Genomic DNA, 20,906 nt, shown 5'->3' on the forward strand with positions numbered 1-20,906 from the left:
TCATGAGCAACGTCGCCGAGACTTTCAAAGGCATGCAGTCGAAGTTCAACCCCAGCGCCGCTGCAGGCCTGGACCTGGTCTTCCAGTTCAACATTACCGACGCCGAGAACTACTACCTGGTCGTCAAGGATGGCACCTGCGATCTGCAGCAGGGCGACTCCAGCGACGCTAACGTCACCCTGATCATGGACAGCGAAACCATGCAGGGCATCGTCAGCGGTGAAACCGACGGCATGCAAGCCTTCATGGGCGGCAAGCTGCGCGCCGAAGGCGACATGATGCTTGCCATGAAGCTCAGCGAACTGTTCCCAGCCTGAGGCTAGAGCCAACCGCTGCGGCACAAAGAAACCGAAGTCCATGACTTCGGTTTTTTTATGCCGGCGATCCGTAGCGGTCGAATCAGGGAGCTTGATTGACAGGCAACACTCCGACCAATAACAGCGAGCATCGCTTGGTCTGGGGCAACTGCAGCATTAGATTACTGAATCATCTTGGGCACCGAACATAAGCAGAAGGGATAACAATGGCGCTTACAGATCAAACAACCCGCGTCCGCGAAGGTGAGGAGCTGCCCGTCGAGGTCATCGACCAATACCTAAAGGCGCATATCCCTGGCCTGGAAGGTACTCCGCAGATTGCCCAGTTTCCCGGCGGTGCCTCGAATCTGACCTACCTGCTGCAATACCCCAACATCGATCTGGTGTTACGCCGCCCTCCCTTTGGACACAAAGCGAAATCCGCCCACGACATGGGCCGTGAATTTCGCATCATCAACCAGCTCAACGATGGTTTTCCCTATTGCCCGAAAGCCTACGTGTACTGCACCGACGAGTCGGTGATAGGTGCCGAGTTCTACGTCATGGAGCGCGTCAATGGAATCATCCTGCGCTCCGAACTGCCGCCAGAGCTGAACTTTGACGAAGCTCAGACCCGCGCCCTCTGCGAGAGCTTCATCGACAAGTTCGTCGACCTGCATAACGTTGATTACCAAGCCTGTGGCCTCGGTGATCTAGGCAAGCCCGAAGGCTATGTGAAGCGCCAGATCGAAGGCTGGAGCGAGCGCTACGAGCGCGCAATCACCCCCGATGCGCCCGCTTGGGAGGCGGTCAAAGCCTGGTTGAAAGACAAGATGCCGGCCGATCATCCCAAACCCGGGATCATTCATAACGACTATCGCTTCGACAACGTCATTCTCAATCCGGACAATCCGATGGAAATCATCGGCGTACTGGACTGGGAGATGACCACCATCGGCGATCCGCTGATGGATCTGGGTAATACGCTGGCCTACTGGATCGAAGCCGATGACCCTGAGCCGATGCAGGCAATGCGCCGGCAACCAAGCCATCTGCCCGGCATACACACACGGCACGGCTTCGTCGACTACTACGCGCAGCGAGCCGGCATCGAAATTCCCTGCATTGATTTCTACTACACCTATGGCCTGTTTCGCCTGGCCGGAATCGTCCAGCAGATTTACTACCGCTTCTATCACGGCCAGACCCAGGACAAACGTTTTGCCTCGTTCATCCACATGAACAAGCTTCTTGAACAAAGGGCACTGCAAGTGATCGGGCAATCGAAGCTCTGAATCCAAACCAAACCCCCGCGGCCCGCCGCGGGAACGAATAAGAAAAGAGGAACGACCATGTCCAAGACAACTCTGTTCGACCTAGACGGCAAGATTGCTTTCGTTTCCGGAGCCAGCCGCGGTATCGGCGAAGCGATCGCCAAGCTGCTCGCCCAGCAAGGCGCCCATGTAATCGTGTCCAGCCGCAAGATTGAAGGATGTCAGGCAGTAGCCGACGCAATCGTCGCCGCCGGGGGAAAGGCCACACCAGTTGCCTGTCACATCGGTGAGATGGAGCAGATCCAGGCGGTATTCGCTCAGATCCGAGAGCAGTTCGGCCGCCTCGATATTCTGGTCAACAACGCCGCAACCAATCCACAGTTTTGCCACATCCTCGATACGGACGTCTCGGCATTCCAGAAGACGGTCGACGTTAACATCCGCGGCTACTTCTACATGTCCGTCGAGGCTGGCAAGCTGATGCGCGAAAATGGTGGCGGCAGCATCATCAACGTCGCCTCGATAAACGGCGTAACGCCGGGCAACTTCCAGGGCATCTACTCGATCACCAAAAGTGCCGTGATCAATATGACCAAGGCCTTTGCGAAGGAATGCGCGCAGTTCGGCATTCGCTGCAATGCACTGCTTCCGGGCCTGACCGATACCAAGTTCGCCTCGGCGCTGGTCAAAAACGAGTCCATCCTAGAGATGGCGCTGCAGCACATTCCCCTGAGCCGCGTTGCCCAACCGAGCGAGATGGCCGGTGCCGTGCTCTATCTGGCCAGCGATGCCTCGAGCTACACCACGGGTGTGTCGCTGAACGTTGACGGCGGTTATCTGGCCTGATTAACCCGCCGCAAAACAAAAGGGAGCTACATGGCTCCCTTTCTTTATGTACTCACATCTACCAATTCTTCAACGCCTCGGTGGCCGCGGCATTCAACGGTCTGGCCAGCAGTCCCGTAGGTGCGAGGTCGACCGCGTAAACGGCGCCATCGGCAATTGGCATGTAGTCGACACGTAGAACCTGCCCCTCAAAGAAGTGCATGTCGTGCTGCCCTAGTTGTAGCGACTGCCAGATATCCACACCAAAAGGCTTCTCACCTAACATGACCCGGCCATGACGAGACAGGCTCTGCTGTTCTACCGCGAGGTAGCGTCCGGAAAGTCGCTCCAATCGATAACCTGACTCCAGGCCGATCAGCTCGGCGAGACTTTTCCAGCGGAGCACATGAAGATCGAGCTGCCAAAGATCCCCCTCCAGCATTGCCGTACGCGTCTTGTTCCCTTGCTCAAGCCTGACTTCATAACGTTGCGGTGCCTGGGCGTGAAAGCTCAAGGTGACCAGCGGTTTCTCGGTCGGCAGCGCAGTGTAGGTACTGACGTCGTAGCCAACCATGGCGATTAGTCCAGCAAGAGCGAGGACCACTAAACCGCAGGTTCCGCGCAGCCAGCCCATTAGCCAGGTGCCCCCCAGCAGCATACGCAGCGCCACCAGCAGCACGATCACAGCCAACAACGCGACCACGATCGCAAGCCCGAGATATTGCATAACCAAAGTGTCCTTTTGATTGGGAGCGCCATTATCCGCGCGGCCAATCAGCGCAACCAGCACCGGCATGGGACGGCCATCACGGGCTGGTACTCTTATTCTCCGATAGGAGATGCCAGTCATGTCGTCATGGCCCTTCCGCCAACGCGAACGTCGCATTATTCTCCGCTGTCTTTCAGCCCGTTGAGGCTCGCATGCCTTTCGCACTTGAGCTCGCGCTCGATCCCTCCACTTTGGCAATTCTCTTCGCTGTGGCCTTCACAGCTGGGTTCATCGATGCCATCGCCGGCGGCGGCGGACTGCTGACGATTCCCGCCCTGCTGACTGCCGGACTACCACCGCATCTTGTGCTGGGCACCAACAAACTCTGCGCTACGTTCGGTTCGGCTACAGCCAGCTACACCTTCTATCGCCGCCGCCTATTCGAACCGGGGTTGTGGCGGCGGGCGCTTGCAGGTACGGCTATCGGCGCTGCAGTTGGTGCGGTACTCGCGCAATTCATGCCGGCGAGCTGGCTTAACCAGATGCTGCCCCTGGTGGTTTCAGCTTGCGGGATCTATCTCCTTTTCAGCCACATGCCAGCCAAATCCACCAGCGATGCAGCAGTGATCGGACGCAAGCGCCAATGGCCGCAGAGCCTGTCGCTCGGCTTTTACGATGGCGTAGCCGGCCCCGGGACCGGCGCATTCTGGACTGTCAGCAGCATGCTGCTTTACCCCCTCGACCTGCTGCGGGCCAGCGGCGTTGCGCGAACGATGAACTTCGTCAGTAACGCGGTAGCTCTCAGCATTTTCATCATCGGCGGCCACGTCGCATGGGTACTCGGCATCGGCATGGGGCTGGCCTTGATGGCCGGAGCCTATTTTGGCGCACGCACGGCTATCCGAGGCGGATCAAGATTCATCCGCCCGGTGTTCATTCTGGTGGTTCTGGCGATGAGTCTGCGGCTAGCCTGGCAGCACTGGTTCGGGGTGACCTAATCGACGAGCCAGATAGAGTTCGATCAGGTAACGTGCAATGGACTGGCGGGCAGGTAATGTCGGCAGGCTGTCGATGGCGAACCAGCGGGCATCCTCGATTTCCTCAGGCTGCGGGACGATGTCGCCACTGGCATATTCGGCGTGAAATCCCAACATCAGCGAATGCGGGAATGGCCAGCCCTGACTGGCGATGTACTGCGGCGCGTGAATGGCCACGCCCACCTCCTCTCGCACTTCCCGCGCCACGCACTGCTCAACCGACTCACCCGGCTCCACATAACCGGCCAGCGTGCTGTAGACCCCTGGCGCAAACCGTGGCGAACGGGCCAGTAACAGCTCGTCCCCACGGGTGACCAGGACGATCATGCTGGGTGATAGCCGTGGGTAATGCTGAATCCCACAGGTCGGACAGTACATGGCGCGTTCGCCGGCTCGCGACTGCATCGGCGCACCACAGCTGCCGCAGAAACGATGTTGGCTCACCCAGGTACCGATCTGCGTGGCGTATCCCAGCAGCTGGAACAGATCGCGGTCATCTTCCTGCATGAACTGACGCAGCCCCTGCCAGCGCGCACCCGGCACCTCGGCGGGAAACTCCAGCTCAAAAAGAAATACTGGTTCGCCATCGAAATGCCCCAACCCCTGCTCGCTCACCAATGGCAGGTCCAGGCGTTTGAGCCATTCACGAGGAAAAAGCACGCCGTTGCTATCGAGAAGAAACTGCTGCCGACAGTGCACCACCGCCCAGCCCCCCGTCATCAGGGGATCGAGCAGTGAGGCCTGCCAACGCAAGCTCATCAGGCCGCTACCGGCATGCCCAGCGCACGTACGCTTTCGCTGGCCAGATCCAGCACGCTCACGCGCGAATCGTCACGACGCAATACCGCACCGCCTTCGAGGTAATACTCAAGGCTGGTCAGGGCATCGGCAAGGGTCTCCAGCAGCTGCTCAGGCGGCATTTGATTCGACTCGAGCATGTTCTTCTGGATGAAATCAGCACAGGCACCGATCAGCTCGGCAGCGCGCTCCTGCTCGAGGAACCGCAGCCCGCCGCGCACGGCCTGCAGGCTGAATGGCACGTTCGCCAGGTGCAGCTTCTCGCCATTGGATTCGAGGTAAGCAGTAATCGCACGCTTGGCCAGCGCAAGCCCTGCGGTCGCTTCGTCGATCACGACGATAAAGGCCTCGGTTAGCTGATGGTTGGCAAAGGCTTCAGCCTCCATCCCTGGCCGAGCAACCTGGGGCTTGGTATCGCGTCGATCACCACGTTCCAGACTGGCGACCATGCTCTCGACGTAGAGCACAGCATCGGCAAGACGCTGAATCACATGGGGCTCTGGCTTATGTTCCAGACTCCAGTTGGATACGTCACCCAACTGCGCCTGCAAGGTGCTCGCCGCAGAGGAAAGACCGACCATACCGAGCGTCTTGGCCATCTTGCCGAGCAGATTGTGCAGGTTCGAATAGGCTTCCGCCTGTGCAGTGCCACGCTCGATCAGATCCAGCAGATCTTTCAAGCTGGCCAGTTCTTCACGGATCGCCGAGGACAGCGATCGCATGACCGCCTGCCCGGGGCCGGCAAGACGTTGAGACTCTTCTTCGAGCAGATGATCGGTGAACGGCAGCGGGCTCAGCGAGAAGATCTGCCGCACCTGACTGGCGATAGGGCCGTGGGTGTCCGCCAGCGCGACTACATACAGCAGCTCCTTGAGCAGGCTGCGAGGCGCCTCGTATGCAGGATTGGTAATGACTTGTTTGAGTTCCCGATCCAACCGCGAGAACAGTTGCTTACGCGACTTGCGCGGTAAAAGCTGGCCGTCCAGTTGTGACTCGACAGCTGCGCTGCCTATCCAGCACAGACGCCCTGCCGGCGACTCGATGAACAGATGGTCCAAACGCGTCAGGGCACGGCCCATGAGTTTCAGACTGGCCGGCAGATTCTCTTCGCGAATGAAGCCCAGCAAGCCAACCTGATACATCTGACGCAAGCGCCTAGCTTCGGCAACTGGTGCAGCCGCAGAACGAACCGGCACGTCCACGGTAGGCCGGGCATGATCGAGGCGAACACTGAAAAAGAAGCTTTCCGGCAGCGGTGGCTGCGCACATGCCAGGCGCAGCGCGTTGATTGCCGGAAGCAGGAGCTCGGGAATTTCCTGGCGGCTGGCATCGACGCTTTCCAGGTAGCGGCGCAACACGTAGAGCGCATTGCTCAGCGCGGCTAGCTGCACGTCGCGGTCCTCACCAGCCCCAACCGGAATGTCGGTCGCCAGTTGCAGTATTTCCTGCGCAAGCAGTTCTGCGCCAGTCAGCTCGATGAGGTTGAGCGTACCGCGCACTTGCTTGAGGTTCTCTACGGCCTGCTGCAGCAGGCCGCCGTTGTTGCGATCAATGATGAAGTGCTCGAGGCTTTGCTCGGCCTCCTCCATGGTGGCGAACAGCTCGTCACGTACCAGACCGAGTGAAGTAGCTCCAGTAACCATGCCTAGTGCGCCTCCCGCGCAAACGTGTGGTGGCGCATCAGTCGGCAAAGTCCGGCTTCTGTTTGCTCATATGAGCGGCGATGGCGATCTTGATATCGGCCGATTGCAGCATGGCCGCATTCCAGGTGGCGATATATTCGAGGCCGTCATCGACACGGTGATCGCGCATGTAACGAATCATTTCTTTGGTGCCGCGAATGGCAAGCGGTGATTTGCTGGCGATGTCACGGGCAAGCTCCAGCACTGCATCCATAAGCGCAGCCTGGTCTGCATAGGTGCGATTGACCAGTCCGATGGCGCGCGCTTCGTCGCCGCCAATGGTGCGCCCGGTGAAAGCCAGCTCGCGCATCATGCCATCGCCGATGATTCGCGGCAGACGCTGCAGAGTGCCAACATCGGCAGCCATGCCCATGTCGATTTCCTTGATCGAGAACTTTGCGTTTGTCGTGCAATAACGCATGTCACAGGCGGAGATCAGATCGATGGCGCCACCCAGGCAATAACCCTGAATCGCCGCGATGACAGGCTTGCGGCAGCTGTCGACCGCGTTGAAAGACGCCTGCAAGGAAAGAATCTTGCGCCGCAACTGCTCTGCGTTGCGCCCGATATCGCTACCAAGCTGGCTACCGACCTGCGCCAGCATCTGCAGGTCGATGCCAGAAGAAAAGTGCTCACCGGCTCCGCTGAGGACTACTACACGCACTTCGTCGGTAGCATCGATCCAGTTGAAGATTTCGATGATTTCCGACCAGAACGCGGCGTCCATCGCATTGATCTTCTCGGGACGGTTGATCACGACTTGGGCAATCTGGTCCGCCAACTCTACACGGAAGGCTTTGTATTCGGTCACGCTGTCATCCTCGACACCAAGGGCGCATGGGAGCGTCGCGACGGGGACAGCCCGTACGACGGTGGGCAACTATAACAACTGGCACTAAGACGGGTGAATGTCGATGCAGACGATGTGATACAGACCACGCCCCCAACGGCGGTGTTCAGGCAGTAATGGTGCGCTGGCCTCATGGAGGGATCATCCTTCACGAACGCAATCGACAGTGTATGCACTACCCTGCGCCCCAACCTCGTGCTGCAGGCCGTGAACATCCGCATCGAATCCAGGAAAGCGCTCGGCAAAGTCCCGGGCGAAACGAAGATAATCGAGAATCGAGCGAGTCTCCCCGGTGAACCGCTCGCCGGGCATGATCAGCGGAATACCCGGCGGATACGGCACCAACATGACCGCTGCAATGCGCCCTTCCAGCGCGTCGATCGGCACAGCCTCAACCTCGCCGCGAACCAGCTTGTCATAGGCCTGCGCCGGCGTCATTGCCGGCTCGGGCAGCGCCGTGTACATCCGCCGCATCGCTCGCGCGGTGGCGTTCTCGCAATAGCATGCGTGCAGCGCATCGCAAAGATCACGCAAGCCCATTCCAGCGTAAGCCGCACCCCCCTTGCGAGCGATCGAAGGCAACGCGTCAGTCAGCGGAACATTGGCGTCGTAGTGACGCTTGAACTCGAGCAGCTCGGTCAGGAGCGTGCTCCATTTGCCCTTGGTGATCCCCATCGAGAACAGCACCAGCATCGAATACAGGCCCGTCTTCTCGACCACCAAGCCGCGCTCCCAAAGGAACTTGCTGACGACCGCGGCCGGGATGCCGCTTTCGCCCAAGGCACCGGATGCGGTGAGGCCGGGCGTCACCAGCGTGACCTTGATCGGATCGAGCAGCACATAATCGTCAGCGATATCGCCGAAACCATGCCAGTCGGCGGTCGGCTCCAGGAGCCAATCCGGCGTTACCAGCGACTCAGCCCCATCAACAAGCGGCGGTTGCCAGATGCTGAACCACCAGTCCCCTGGGTCGATATGCTGGCGCAGGTTGGCCAGCGCCCGACGAAAGCTCAGCGCCTCATCGAAGGTTTCCTGAATCAACGAGCGTCCGGCAGGGCCCTCCATCATCGCCGAGGCCACATCCAGAGATGCCAGAATGCCGTACTGCGGCGAAGTGGAGATGTGCATCATGAAAGCTTCATTGAAGCGGTCGCGGTCAAGCTGCCGTGTCTGGCTGTCGAGCACATGGATCATCGAGGCCTGGCTGAACGCCGCCAGCAGCTTGTGCGTTGAATGGGTGGTGAATACCAGCGGACCCTGCTCGCGGGTGTCCATGCCGTAGCGGCCATCGTAAAACTCATGAAACGCCGCATAGGCATACCAGGCCTCGTCGAAATGCAGTACTTCGACGTTGTCGGCCAGGGTGCGCTTGATCAGGTTGGCGTTATAGCAAAGCCCGTCGTAGGTCGAGTTGGTCACGACTGCCAGCTTGACCTTGGGCGGCCTTCCCCGGGCCAGTGGGTTGGCCGCAATCTTCGCCTGGATGGAGTCCCGGGTGAACTCTTCCAACGGAATCGGGCCAATGATGCCCAGCTCGTTGCGGGTCGGGCTCATATACAACGGTATCGCACCAGTCATGATGATCGCGTGCAGAATCGATTTGTGGCAATTGCGGTCGACCAGCACCAGGTCATCTCGGGCGACCATCGAGTGCCAGACAATCTTGTTCGCCGTCGAGGTGCCGTTGATCACGAAGAAAGTGTGGTCGGCCCCGAAGTTTCGCGCAGCGCGGGCTTCAGCAGCAGCCACCGGCCCGGTGTGATCGAGCAGCGAGCCAAGCTCGGGTACCGACACCGAGAGATCCGAGCGCAGTGTGTTTTCACCGAAAAACTGATGAAACGCCTGCCCCACCGGACTCTTTCGAAAAGCCACTCCACCACCGTGACCAGGTGTATGCCAGGAGTAGTTCGACTCACCAGTGTGCTGGACCAATGCGCTGAAAAACGGTGGCAACAAATCCTCGAGGTAGCCGCGCGCCGCCCGAGCAACCTGGCGGGCCAGAAACGGCACCGTGTCCTCGTACAGATAAAGCAGGCCCCGCAGCTCGTTGAGATCGGCCATTGCCTCGGCCGGCGCGTTTTCGATGGTGATCTGTTCGCCCAGAGCGAAAATCGGTAGCCGCGGCGCGCGGCGGCGTGCAACCCGAATCAGTTCCACCACGTCATGCAGCAGACGCTGGTTGTCACCGGCGCCTTCTGCCGCCACCAGAATGCAGGCCAGCCCGTGATGGGTAGAGGCGACGATGCGGCCCTCGCTCGAGCTCGCCGTAGGCAGGATATTGAAGCCGTCGCGCTCCAACTCAGAGGCGATACCGCGTACACGTTCACCGGCGACAGTGTCGGCCTTGATGTCACGGTGAACGATGAGAATGGGAAATTTCAGGTCTTTGTACATGCGCGCTCTCTGCGGACGATCCTTCTACAGGGTAGAAGCGTCCGCAGCAAAGGAACAGCGCATTGCGCTTGCCTCGTCGTGGGCATAGCGGCGCAACAGAAATTCAGCCTTCAAGCTGTAGCCACAAGGGGGCTGCGCCAGCAGCCTTTTCGATCGCAGCCATACGGGCCATATGTGCGGCAACCTCTTCCTCGCTGGCCCGCAGTACTGTCGTGAGCGGCCGGTCGGCCGGGAGCCGTCGGATCGGGCTGGGCTGCTGACGCCCCCCATCGGAGTTCTCCCCATCGCCCGCGAGAGACAGATTGGTCTGCCCGCCGGTCATGGTCAGCCAGACATCGGCGAGGATCTCGGCATCAAGCAAGGCGCCGTGAAGGTCACGGCCCGAGTTGTCCACGCCGTAGCGCTTGCAAAGCGCATCGAGGCTGTTGCGCTGGCCGGGGTGACGCTCCCTGGCCATCAGCAGGGTATCGAGCACCGAACAATGGTCGGTTATCTCGGCACGGTCCTGCTGACCGAGCAATGCAAACTCGTTGTTGATGAAACCAAGGTCAAACGCCGCGTTATGGATGACCAGCTGCGAACCCTTGATGAACTCGAAGAACTCGTCAGCGACCTCGCGGAAACGCGGTTTGTCGATCAGGAACTCGTTTGTGATGCCGTGGACGGCAATCGCGCCCTCGTCCACTTCGCGATCAGGCTGGAGATAGACGTGGTAATGCCGTCCGGTCAGCCGTCGCCCGATGACCTCGACACAACCAATTTCGATGATCCGGTGACCATCGGTCACCGGCATGCCGGTTGTTTCGGTGTCCAGCACTACGCTACGCATGTTCTCTCGCTCACTTACACAATCGGTTGTCGTTTGGCCTGCACTACGCCGCGGTTGGCCAGCAGATCGGCGTGCTCGTTGCCGGGGTGGCCGGTATGACCACGGACCCACTCCCAGCTCACCTGATGACGATTGACCTGCTCGTCGAGCTGTTGCCAAAGATCAGCGTTTTTCACCGGCTGCTTACTTGCGGTTTTCCAGCCACGCTTCTTCCAGTTCGGCATCCAGTCGTTGATGCCCTGCATGACGTACTGCGAATCTGTGACCAGGCGGACGTTGCATGAGCGCTTGAGCTCGGCAAGCGCCTGAATGGCGGCCATGAGCTCCATGCGATTGTTGGTGGTTTCGGGCTCGCCACCCCAAAGCTCGCGCTTGACGCCCTTATAAACCAGCAGCGCCCCCCAGCCGCCCGGGCCTGGGTTGCCCTTGCAGGCGCCGTCGGTGTAAATCTCGACGCAGTCGTCGCTCATGTGTATTGCTTACTCTGTTTGCCAGCAGGATCGGTGTTCAAGGGGGTCGTTACAGTTCAGCATCGCGGCGACTGATTTTGGCTACCGGCATCGGCAGCAGTTTGCCCATTCGCTCGCGGCGCTCCTGGCGCAAGGGCCGGAGACCGATCATCAGCTTGCGCGCTACCAATAGGTAGAAGCCGCCGGTCGGGGCTTGCAACTGCTGCCCAAGGGCCTCCAGCCGAGACAGGCGCGCCTGCCACTCGCTCGAAGAAAGCGGGGGACAATAGCACCCGAAGCGGCGTTTCTCCAGCGCGAATCCCAGCAGATTTAGCCAGTCGCCGACCCTTGAAGGGCGGATGCAGCGGGCCTCGCGAAACACCTCTCGCGACACCAGATGGCGCGCCCCCCAGGCGCTCCAGGGGTTGATGCCGACGATAAGCAGATGCCCGCCAGGACGTACTCCACGCGCTGCTTCACGCAGCAGCCCATGAGGAGAAAGACTGAAGTCCAAGGCGTGCTGCAGGACCACCACATCGGCGGCGTGCTCACCAAGCGGCCAGGCCTGCTCCTCGCAATGAATCTCCACGCCAGGCAACGGCGCGCCCAAACGAACACTGCGCTTGATGTTCTGCGGTTGCACCGGCTCGCCACTGAAAGGACCGTTGTGCACCAGGTAGCTGCCGAAACATCGCGCAAGCTCTTCATTGAGTATGTCTTTTTCCTGAGCAAGCAGCTGCTGACCCAGCGGCCCCTCGAACCAGTCGGATGCCTGCTTGATCAGGGACAGCCAGTGGTCGCTGCCTTGGGTGGACGGTCGATCTTTCATCGGTCGGCTCCGTTCGTCGTGCAGGCCTGCAGGGCGCTGCGATCGCTCGGGTTCAACTTTCCCATGGGACTGCTAGGATGCGCCTTTGTCACTCGATTGGCGACCCGCCCATGTTGAAGATCGAAGCACTCCCCGCCTTCACCGACAACTACATCTGGCTGCTCCAGGACGATGCAACGCAACGATGCGCCGCCGTGGACCCCGGTGATGCAGCACCGGTTCTCGACTGGCTGCACGAGCACCCTGGCTGGCAACTCAGCGACATCCTGGTCACGCACCACCACCACGACCATGTCGGCGGTGTCGAACGACTCAAGGCGCAGACCGGCGCATGCGTCTACGGGCCGGCAGCGGAAAATATCCCCGCGCGTGACGAGGCACTTGGCGATGGCCAGCACATCCAGGTACTCGGGAAGAAATTGCAGGTCATCGCCGTTCCCGGACATACGCTCGGACATATCGCCTATTTTCACGCCGACACCGAGCAGCCCTGGTTACTAAGTGGCGACACCCTCTTCGCGGCTGGATGTGGTCGGCTGTTCGAAGGTACGCCTAAGCAAATGTTCGATTCGCTGCAACGTCTGGCAGCCACGCCAGACCATACCCTCGTCTACTGCACTCACGAATACACGCTGAGCAATCTGCGCTTCGCGCGCGCGGTGGAGCCGAGCAACCCGGACATTGAAAAACGCCTGCGTGAGGTGACGGCGCTGCGCGAGTCAAATCGCTTCAGTCTGCCCTCGCGAATGGACATCGAACGTGCCACCAACCCCTTCCTGCGCAGCAACGTAGCGGCTGTCCAGCAGGCAGCGAACGAACACAGCGGCAGCAAACTTGGTGGCGAAGTCGCAGTTTTTGCGGCTTTGCGCGCCTGGAAAGATCATTTCTGACAAGGTCGACAGGTTCCCGAAACGGGGCGTACAAACTTGACCCGGCCAGGGTGCGTTCCTAGAATCCCCCGAATTTTGTTTCCGGGGAAGAGTCCAGCCAATGCCGCCAGCTACCAAGAAACGCCTAGAACCGGACGCCTTGGCAGCCTCCGGTCGGGTGTTGGCTCTAGCCATATGCGTGGCCCTTGCGGGCTGTCAGAGCAACGCCGTGCGTGACGACGCACGCGAACAGACTAGACGCGTGGCGGTGCCGGTGGCACAGGAACCCATCTGGCTGACGGAGACTGCCTCCGTCGCCGAGCATGAGGATATCTGGGAGCGCATTCGCGAGGGCTACAAGCTTCAAGAGCACCTGGACAGCAATCCTCGTATCGAACAGCAGCGATTGCTCTTCGCCAGCCGCCCACAGTCGATAGAAATCGCCAGCGAGCGCGGTAGCCCCTACATTCATTACATTGTCGAGCGGCTCGAAGAGCGTGGCATGCCGCTTGAGCTGGCGCTGTTGCCGATCATCGAAAGCTCCTACGACCCCTTCGCCTATTCCCCTGCCCATGCGGTTGGGCTTTGGCAGTTCATTCCCTCGACCGGCCGGCACTTCAACCTCCGCCAGACCAACTGGTACGACGGCCGCCGCGATATCACCGCCTCTACCAACGCCGCGCTGCGTTATCTGACTTACCTGCACGGCCTGTTCAACGGTGACTGGTTGCTAGCGCTCGCAGCTTACAATTCGGGGGAAGGAACGGTTAGTCGGGCGATCGAACGCAATCAAAAGCTGGGGCTGCCCACCGACTACTGGAATCTGCCGTTACCACGTGAAACTCGTGACTACGTGCCGAAACTACTGGCGCTGTCGCAGCTGATCGAAGCCCCGGAGGCGTACGGCATCAATCTCAGCCCGATCGCCAATGAGCCCTACTTCGAAGTCATCGCGCTCAAACAGCGCATGGACCTGGCTCGAGTGGCGAAGCTTGCTGACTTGGATGAGGACGAGCTGTATCAGCTAAACCCTGCCTTTACTCGCCGTATTACTCTGGATGGTCCGCAGCAGCTGCTCGTGCCATTGGAGAAGGCCGAAATGCTGGCCGCCAACCTAGCGTTGATGAAACCGCAGGATTTGGTCGATTGGCAGCAGTATCAGGTTCGTGCGGGCGACACGCTGGGTGGCATCGCCAACCGACACCATCTGACGGTCAATATCATTCGCGACGTCAACCGGCTCGACAGCAATACGCTGCGTATCGGCCAGGTGCTCAGCATACCCACCAGTGGTGATGCGGGGGCCTCGCGGGAGCTGCTACATGCGGTGGCGCGCCAGCCGACGTCGGCCTCTGCGCCACGCAGTTACCGGGTCAAGTCTGGCGACAACCTCTGGGACATCGCCAAGGCTCAGCGCGTGTCTGTCCGAGATCTGCAGCGCTGGAACAAATTGTCCGGCAGTCAGCTCAAGGTCGGCCAAGCACTGTTCCTTCAAGGTCCGGCGGTAGCCAAAACAGAACGCAAAGGCAACTCCCCCACCTATTACAAAGTCCAGAAAGGCGATTCGCTGTATCAGATCGCCAAACGCTTCAACGTACAGCTAACCAACCTGAAGACCTGGAATCCCGAGGGTAGCAATGTGCTTCGCCCTGGCCAGCTGCTGACGCTTTACCTCCCCAAGTGACGGTTAACCAGCGGGTCGCTTGCTCAACGACTCCAGGCAGCGGCCGGTCAGCTGGGTAAAACGCTGGAACGCGACGAACTGCTCGTGTTTCAGCGCCCTCCCCGAAAGCCGACAGTCACCGTAAAGCACGCCAATCTCGCGGGTGCCCGCCATCAGCGGCGCAATGAAAAACATTCCGGTGCCCAGCCACTGGCGCAACGGCTGGGTCACCAGATCAGCCAGGTTGTAACTTGCCGGGACTCCCATCCACAACGACTGTCGATGGCGCAATGCATAGCTGAACACATGGGGTTGTTCCGGTTGATCTGCTGGCAGCACGAAGCCTTGCAACCAGTTTTCGGTGCCATCACCCAGCGCACAGCGTACTTTGAAGCGTGTTTGCTGATCCGCGAGCACTGCAACCATCACTCGCTCCAGGCCGACCCCGCGGTGCAGGCCCTTTAGCAGCGTATCCAGAACCAACCCCGCATCGCCGCCACCCGAGGCCATCAGCCCCAGATCCTGCAGCGACTGCTGCATCAGCAGCAGATCCGGTTGCAACAAGGCCGCCTGGCGTTGGGCCTGCTGCAAGCGAATCTGCTCGGGATCGGTACTGGGGATGAGTCGTCCCAGGCGGCTGGCGCCGAACGTGGTTGCCACCCGCACGGTCTCGTCGGCGCTGGCGAGTATCTGCTGCAGCGCGTCGGTTTCATCCACGCCGGTAAAATCGGCGACGGCCTTGGTCAACACTGCCATCTGTTCGCACTCCCAGCCTCCGAGCGCGGCCTCGCTGATCTGCACGCCCAGCGCCACCGCACGAGCAGCCGGGTCGTTGCCAGCTACCTGGCTATGCGCAAGGCTGGTCAACTCGCCCAGGTTCCAGCTTCTGACCAGACCTAGGCTGAGTTGTCTGAAGCTCGTGCCCAACACGCTCTGCACCGCATCGTCGGCCTTGATACCGGGTTGCACCAGCTGCAGCGCCAGCTCATCCACCTGTTCTCCACCACACCCCCAGAAAGCCAGCTCACCGACGTTGTAGAGCAGCGCCGCGATAAACACCTCCTCCTCATGACGGGAAAGCACGTAACCGGCAATATTGCGTGCCTGTACCGCCGCATGAAACGAGCGGGCTAACAGCTCCAGCAACTGCTCCCGCGGAGCGCGCTCGAGCAGGCTGTCGATGAGGGTGACTGACAGACTGATCAGGCGCACGTTCTCGAAGCCGATCATTACGATCGCCCGGGAAATGGTCTTGATGGTTTCCTGCGAGGGGTTGTAATAGCTGCTGTTACCGACGCGGAGGACTTTCGAGGTCAGTGACGCGTCGCGAAGCAATACATCGGCGAGCTGCTGCACCGATGCATGCTCATGCACCGCAAGACGCTGAAGATCCTTCACCACGGACGCCAGCGCGGGTAGCTCGGATTGATTCAGGCGGTCGATCCACGCCTGTAGACCCTGGGCACGTACATTCAAGCGCTCACCTCTGCACAATGCCATTACGGGAAATGACCGGCAGTTTGCCCGAGTTGTCCGGCCTTTTTCCAGCGCATACAAGCTGTTACTGTACCGGCCCGAGAAGCCCGTAAGCGCCAAGGATCGGATCCCCCATCTGATGCGACCCCTGCTACTGTTACTTACCTGCCTGGCCTTGAGCTTTCCCGCCCTCGCCACCATCAGCGAAAGCCATGGTTATGCGCAGTTTGGCACCCTCAAGTATCCAGCCTCCTTTACCCATTTCGACTGGGTGAATCCGCGTGCGCCAAAGGGCGGCCGGATCAAGCTGATGGCATCCGGTACCTTCGACACGCTCAATCCGTACACTTTCAAGGGCACCAGCCCAAGCGCCACTCCCGGCTTTCTGCAATACGGCATCAGCGAGTTGAACGAGCCGTTGATGGTTGGCACTGGCATCTACGATCCATCCGGGGACGAACCGGCGTCCAGCTACGGCCTGATTGCTGAGTCGGTGGAGCACAGCGTCAACAACAGCTGGGTCGTTTTCAATCTGCGCAAGGAGGCCCGTTTCCATGATGGCAAGCCGATCACCGCGTACGATGTCGCCTTTTCATACCGACTGCTGATCAAGGATGGTCACCCCCAGTACCGCACCAATCTGCAAGGCATAAAGCGTGTCGACATCCTCAACCGGCACCGCATCCGGTTCATCTTCGAGCAGGCCGATAACCCGCTGCTGATCATGCGTCTCGGCGAGCTGCCGGTACTGCCGCAGCACTACTGGAAAGATCGCGACTTCAAGGCCACCACATTCGAACCCCCGCTAGGCAGCGGCCCCTACCGCATCACCCATGTCCAGCCCGGGCGGCAGGTAGTGTTCGAGCGCGTACGGGACTGGTGGGGCGCCAAGCTGCCGGTCAATCAGGGCAAGTACAACTTCAACCGGGTCGACGTCGAGTTCTATCGCGATAGCGTAGTGGCGTTCGAGGCCTTCAAGGTCGGTGAATTCGACTTCTATATCGAGCACCAGGCAAAAAACTGGGCCAACGGCTATCAATTTCCCGCAGCAATGCGCGGCGACATCATCCGCGACGAAATCCTTCACCAGATCCCGACTCAGACGCAGGCACTGTTCATGAACGGCCGACGGCCGACCTTCGCCGATGCCCGCGTCCGTGAAGCACTCGGCCTGATGTTCGACTTCGAATGGACTAACCGCGCGTTGTTCTATGGTGCCTACAACCGCAGCGAGAGCTACTACCCCAACAGTGACTTCACCGCAACCGGCAAGCCGGAAGGCGGCGAGTGGCTGCTACTCTCGCCGTATCGCAAACAGCTTCCGGCCAAACTGTTCACCGAGCCGTTCCAGCTCCCGAAAACCGACGGCCGTGGAATCCCTCGTGAAACGTTGCGCCGTGCACTGGGATTACTTGCCGAGGCCGGCTGGAAAGCGTCGGATGCCGGTCTACTCAATAGCGCCGGACACCCGCTGCGCTTCGAGATCCTGCTGGTCAACCCACGGCTTGAACGCATCCTTCAGCCTTACGTCGAGAATCTGGCCCGTATTGGCATACAGGCCAATCTGCGCACCGTCGACAGCGCACAGTACAAGCAGCGACTCGATCATTACGACTACGACATGATCCTGATGACACTCGCGCAAAGCCTGAGCCCGGGCCTTGAGCAATACCTGTATTTCCACTCCAGTCAGGTCGACGTCAAAGGCGGGCGCAACTATGCCGGCATCGCCAACCCGATCATCGATGACCTGATTGCCAAACTGCTAGCCGCGCAAACACGCGATGAGCAGGTCGCAGCCGCCCGTGCCATCGACCGGGTGCTGCTCTGGAACCACTACACCATTCCAAACTGGTTCATCAGTAACCACCGCCTGGCCTACCGGAATCGGTTCGCCCATGTCACCACGCCGCCCTACACGCTGGGTTTGCGCGCCTGGTGGCTGAAGAGCCTGGAGAAGACCAAATGAACAACCGACTGCGCCATCCGCTGCTCCGCGCCGGACTGCTGGGCCTGCTCTGCATCGCCAGCCTGGCCGAGGCCGCCCCCCGCCACGCGCTGACGCTGTATGACGAGAAACCAAAGTACCCGGCAAATTTCAGCCATTTTGAGTATGCCAACCCGGATGCCCCCAAGGGCGGCACACTGCGCCAAGCGGGTTTTGGCGGCTTCGACTCGCTCAACCCCTTCATCAACAAGGGGGTCGCAGCCGATGACATCGGCCTGATTTACGACACCCTGACCACCAATAGCCTCGACGAGCCTTTTACCGTTTACGGCCTACTGGCGGAAAAAATCGAAAAAGGCCCAAACAGCAGCTGGGTGCGTTTCCATTTGCGGCCGGAGGCTCGCTTTCACGATGGCGAACCTGTGAAAGCCGAAGATGTGGTGTTCACCTTCGAAACACTGATGAGCCAAGGCGCACCGCATTACCGCGGCTACTACGCCGATGTGGAGAAAGTCACCGCCGAGAGCCCACGACGAGTGCGCTTCGACTTCAAACACGCTGGCAATCGCGAACTGCCGATGATTCTCGGGCAACTGCCGGTACTACCAAAGCACTGGTGGGAAGGAAAGGACTTCACCTCGGGCAGCTTGGAGGTTCCGCTGGGCAGCGGGCCCTACAGGGTCGACAAGGTCCAGGCGGGCCGCTCGATTCGCTATGCACGCGTCGAAGATTATTGGGGCAAGGATCTGCCGGTAAACCGCGGCTTCTACAACTTCGATCGCATCAACTTCGACTACTACCGTGACAACACTGTGGCGCTGCAAGCCTTCAAGGCCGGGCACTTCGACTACTGGTTCGAGACCAGTGCGAAGAACTGGGCGACCGCCTACGACATTCCGGCTGTGAGAGACGGACGCATCGTCAAAGATGAAATCCGTAACCACAACCCAACCGGCATGCAGGGGTTCATCTTCAATATCCGCCGTCCGCAACTGCAGGATCGACGCGTTCGCGAGGCGCTTGGGTTGCTGTTCGACTACGAATGGACCAATCGCCAGCTGTTCAACGGTGCCTATACCCGCACCCGCAGTTATTTCGACAACTCCGACCTCGCCTCCTCCGGCTTACCGGATGAAGACGAACTCAAGCTCCTCGAACCGCTGCGCGGCAAGATACCCGACGAGGTGTTCGACAAAGCTTTCGAATTGCCACGCACGGAAGGAAACGGCGTGATCCGCGAGCAACAGCGCCAGGCTTACCGACTGCTGACCGAAGCGGGCTGGAAGGTCGAGAACGACCGAATGGTGGATGCCGAAGGCAAGCCGGTGAAGCTGGAATTCCTGTTGGTTCAGGCTGAATTCGAACGTGTCCTATTGCCATACAAACGCAATCTGGCTGATCTTGGGATCGAGCTTGAGATCCGCCGGGTGGACGTATCGCAATACATCAACCGGCTCCGTTCGCGTGATTACGACATGATCGTCAGCGGCTTCGGACAATCCAACTCCCCTGGTAATGAGCAGCGCGAGTACTGGCACTCGGCGAGCGCCGACAACCCGGGCAGCCGCAATTTCATTGGCCTCAAGGACCCGGCAATCGACGCTCTGGTCGAAGGCCTGATCAGTGCCGGCTCGCGCAAGGAGCTGATCACTCACACCCGAGCACTCGACCGGGTACTGCTCTGGGGTCATTACGTGGTGCCGAACTGGCATATCAAAACCTGGCGCGTTGCGTACTGGAATCATCTGACCCACCCTGAGGTAACGCCCAAACAGGACATTGGCCTGATGACCTGGTGGCGCAAGCCGGACGCGAAAACGCCCGTCGCCGACCCGGCGGAGGCGAAAAAGGCCGAAGAAGCTGGCGCCGCCCCGGATGACGAAGCCAAGGCGGAGCGCTAAGCATGCTGGCTTACATCTTTCGCCGACTGCTGCTGATCATCCCTACCCTGTTCGGCATTCTGGTGATCAACTTCATCATCATCCAGGCGGCACCTGGCGGGCCGGTAGAACAGGCGATCGCCAAGCTCGAGGGCTTCGAAGGCGCTACCAGCCGTATCGCCGGCGGTGGTTCGGAAGTAGCCGTTGCAGGCACCAGCTACCGTGGCGCCCAAGGTCTTGATCCTGAACTGGTTGCCGAGATCGAGCGCCTGTACGGCTTCGACAAACCGCCGCTTGAACGCTTCTGGATCATGCTCAGCAACTACCTGAGGCTGGATTTCGGCGAAAGCTTCTTCCGTGACGCCAAGGTCACCGACCTGATCATCGAAAAGATGCCGGTCTCCGTTTCATTAGGGCTGTGGAGCACGCTGATCATGTACCTGGCCTCGATTCCGCTGGGGATCGCCAAGGCCACGCGGCACGGAAGCAAGTTCGACGTCTGGACCAGTTCGGCGATCATCGTCGGCTACGCCATCCCAGCCTTCCTCTTCGCCATTCTGCTGATCGTGCTGTTCGCCGGCGGCAGTTACTGGAACTGGTTCCCGCTGCGCGGGCTGACCTCGGCCAACTTCGATGACCTGACCATGGGCGGCAAGATCATCGACTATTTCTGGCATCTGGCATTGCCCGTGACTGCGCTGGTGATCGGCAACTTCGCGACGCTCACGCTGCTGACCAAGAACAGCTTCCTCGACGAGATCAACAAGCAGTACGTGATCACGGCGCGGGCCAAAGGATTGAGCAAGAATCGCGTGCTCTACGGTCACGTGTTCCGCAATGCCATGCTGATCATCATCGCCGGGTTCCCGGCGGCGTTCATCGGCATGTTCTTCACCGGTTCGCTGCTGATCGAGGTGATCTTTTCTCTGGACGGGCTCGGTCTGCTCAGCTTCGAGGCGGCGATCAACCGAGACTATCCGGTAGTGTTCGGCACCCTCTTCCTCTTCACCCTGCTCGGACTGGTGGTGAAGCTGATCGGCGACCTGACCTACACCCTGGTCGATCCGCGCATCGATTTCGAAAGCAGGGAGGCCTGAG

18 protein-coding genes are annotated in these 20,906 nt (G+C 59.9%); 9 read left to right on the plus strand and 9 right to left on the minus strand.

Annotation, left to right across the window (positions count from 1 at the left end; translation table 11 throughout):
- The first annotated feature begins 2 nt into the window (after positions 1-2).
- The 3 genes from CXK91_RS03115 (at position 3) to CXK91_RS03125 (ending at position 2,416) form a co-directional block, all read left to right on the plus strand.
- The gene (locus tag CXK91_RS03115) at positions 3-317 is read left to right on the plus strand and encodes an SCP2 sterol-binding domain-containing protein (protein WP_058065782.1); all 315 of its coding nucleotides are present in this window, start codon (positions 3-5) and stop codon (positions 315-317) included.
- A gap of 206 nt (positions 318-523) precedes the next feature.
- Entirely contained in the window at positions 524-1,591 is a 1,068-nt protein-coding gene (locus CXK91_RS03120) for a phosphotransferase family protein (protein ID WP_103454914.1), read from the plus strand.
- A gap of 57 nt (positions 1,592-1,648) precedes the next feature.
- A complete protein-coding gene (locus CXK91_RS03125) occupies positions 1,649-2,416 on the plus strand; it encodes an SDR family oxidoreductase (protein WP_103454915.1) in 768 nt (255 codons plus the stop codon).
- Between the two features lie 58 nt (positions 2,417-2,474).
- On the opposite strand, the gene CXK91_RS03130 is transcribed toward CXK91_RS03125, so the two are convergent.
- Entirely contained in the window at positions 2,475-3,122 is a 648-nt protein-coding gene (locus tag CXK91_RS03130; RefSeq protein ID WP_103455011.1) for a phage holin family protein, read from the minus strand.
- Positions 3,123-3,316: 194 nt separating this feature from the next.
- On the opposite strand from CXK91_RS03130, the gene CXK91_RS03135 reads away from it, so the two are divergent.
- Complete coding sequence (locus CXK91_RS03135) at positions 3,317-4,102, plus strand: TSUP family transporter (protein WP_103454916.1); 786 nt, start codon at positions 3,317-3,319, stop codon at positions 4,100-4,102.
- Here CXK91_RS03135 and nudC read toward each other — a convergent pair.
- From nudC to CXK91_RS03170, 7 genes are all read right to left on the minus strand, one after another.
- Positions 4,070-4,900 (minus strand): NAD(+) diphosphatase, encoded by an 831-nt coding sequence (gene nudC, locus CXK91_RS03140; RefSeq protein WP_103454917.1) that lies wholly within the window; start codon positions 4,898-4,900, stop codon positions 4,070-4,072. The genes CXK91_RS03135 and nudC overlap by 33 nt on opposite strands.
- Positions 4,900-6,582 carry a ferrous iron transporter B gene (locus CXK91_RS03145; protein ID WP_103454918.1) on the minus strand — a complete coding sequence of 561 codons (1,683 nt, stop codon included), beginning with the start codon at positions 6,580-6,582 and terminating at the stop codon, positions 4,900-4,902. Before CXK91_RS03145 ends, nudC begins: the two co-directional genes overlap by 1 nt.
- Positions 6,583-6,619: 37 nt before the next feature.
- Positions 6,620-7,432 carry a crotonase/enoyl-CoA hydratase family protein gene (locus CXK91_RS03150; protein WP_103454919.1) on the minus strand — a complete coding sequence of 271 codons (813 nt, stop codon included), beginning with the start codon at positions 7,430-7,432 and terminating at the stop codon, positions 6,620-6,622.
- Between the two features lie 180 nt (positions 7,433-7,612).
- The gene (locus CXK91_RS03155; RefSeq protein WP_103454920.1) at positions 7,613-9,865 is read right to left on the minus strand and encodes an Orn/Lys/Arg decarboxylase N-terminal domain-containing protein; all 2,253 of its coding nucleotides are present in this window, start codon (positions 9,863-9,865) and stop codon (positions 7,613-7,615) included.
- Between the two features lie 103 nt (positions 9,866-9,968).
- The gene (gene dnaQ / locus CXK91_RS03160) at positions 9,969-10,694 is read right to left on the minus strand and encodes a DNA polymerase III subunit epsilon (RefSeq protein ID WP_103454921.1); all 726 of its coding nucleotides are present in this window, start codon (positions 10,692-10,694) and stop codon (positions 9,969-9,971) included.
- A gap of 14 nt (positions 10,695-10,708) precedes the next feature.
- Positions 10,709-11,164 (minus strand): ribonuclease HI, encoded by a 456-nt coding sequence (gene rnhA / locus CXK91_RS03165; protein ID WP_103454922.1) that lies wholly within the window; start codon positions 11,162-11,164, stop codon positions 10,709-10,711.
- 49 nt (positions 11,165-11,213) lie between these two features.
- Positions 11,214-11,972 carry a methyltransferase domain-containing protein gene (locus CXK91_RS03170; protein WP_103454923.1) on the minus strand — a complete coding sequence of 253 codons (759 nt, stop codon included), beginning with the start codon at positions 11,970-11,972 and terminating at the stop codon, positions 11,214-11,216.
- Positions 11,973-12,082: 110 nt separating this feature from the next.
- Here CXK91_RS03170 and gloB point away from each other — a divergent pair, with 110 nt between their 5' ends.
- Both gloB and CXK91_RS03180 read left to right on the plus strand, forming a co-directional pair.
- Positions 12,083-12,862: a hydroxyacylglutathione hydrolase gene (gene gloB / locus CXK91_RS03175; protein WP_103454924.1), complete on the plus strand. Its 780-nt coding sequence runs from the start codon at positions 12,083-12,085 to the stop codon at positions 12,860-12,862.
- A gap of 100 nt (positions 12,863-12,962) precedes the next feature.
- Positions 12,963-14,525: a LysM peptidoglycan-binding domain-containing protein gene (locus tag CXK91_RS03180; protein ID WP_181003905.1), complete on the plus strand. Its 1,563-nt coding sequence runs from the start codon at positions 12,963-12,965 to the stop codon at positions 14,523-14,525.
- 3 nt (positions 14,526-14,528) lie between these two features.
- Here the strand turns inward: CXK91_RS03180 and CXK91_RS03185 are convergent, their stop codons facing one another.
- On the minus strand, positions 14,529-15,980 hold the full coding sequence (locus tag CXK91_RS03185) for an HDOD domain-containing protein (RefSeq protein ID WP_103454925.1): 1,452 nt from the start codon (positions 15,978-15,980) through the stop codon (positions 14,529-14,531).
- A 139-nt stretch (positions 15,981-16,119) separates the two neighbouring features.
- Here CXK91_RS03185 and CXK91_RS03190 point away from each other — a divergent pair, with 139 nt between their 5' ends.
- Genes CXK91_RS03190 through CXK91_RS03200 form a run of 3 tightly spaced genes read left to right on the plus strand, consistent with a single transcriptional unit; the run spans position 16,120 to position 20,905 of the window.
- Positions 16,120-17,949 carry an extracellular solute-binding protein gene (locus CXK91_RS03190; protein WP_103454926.1) on the plus strand — a complete coding sequence of 610 codons (1,830 nt, stop codon included), beginning with the start codon at positions 16,120-16,122 and terminating at the stop codon, positions 17,947-17,949.
- Entirely contained in the window at positions 17,946-19,829 is a 1,884-nt protein-coding gene (locus tag CXK91_RS03195) for an extracellular solute-binding protein (protein WP_103454927.1), read from the plus strand. The genes CXK91_RS03190 and CXK91_RS03195 overlap by 4 nt, the downstream gene beginning before the upstream one ends.
- A gap of 2 nt (positions 19,830-19,831) precedes the next feature.
- Positions 19,832-20,905, plus strand: coding sequence for a microcin C ABC transporter permease YejB (locus CXK91_RS03200; protein ID WP_103454928.1), 1,074 nt, complete (start codon positions 19,832-19,834; stop codon positions 20,903-20,905).
- Position 20,906 lies beyond the last annotated feature (1 nt).

It is taken from the genome of Stutzerimonas stutzeri, assembly GCF_002909485.1.
Taxonomy (GTDB): domain Bacteria; phylum Pseudomonadota; class Gammaproteobacteria; order Pseudomonadales; family Pseudomonadaceae; genus Stutzerimonas; species Stutzerimonas stutzeri_AH.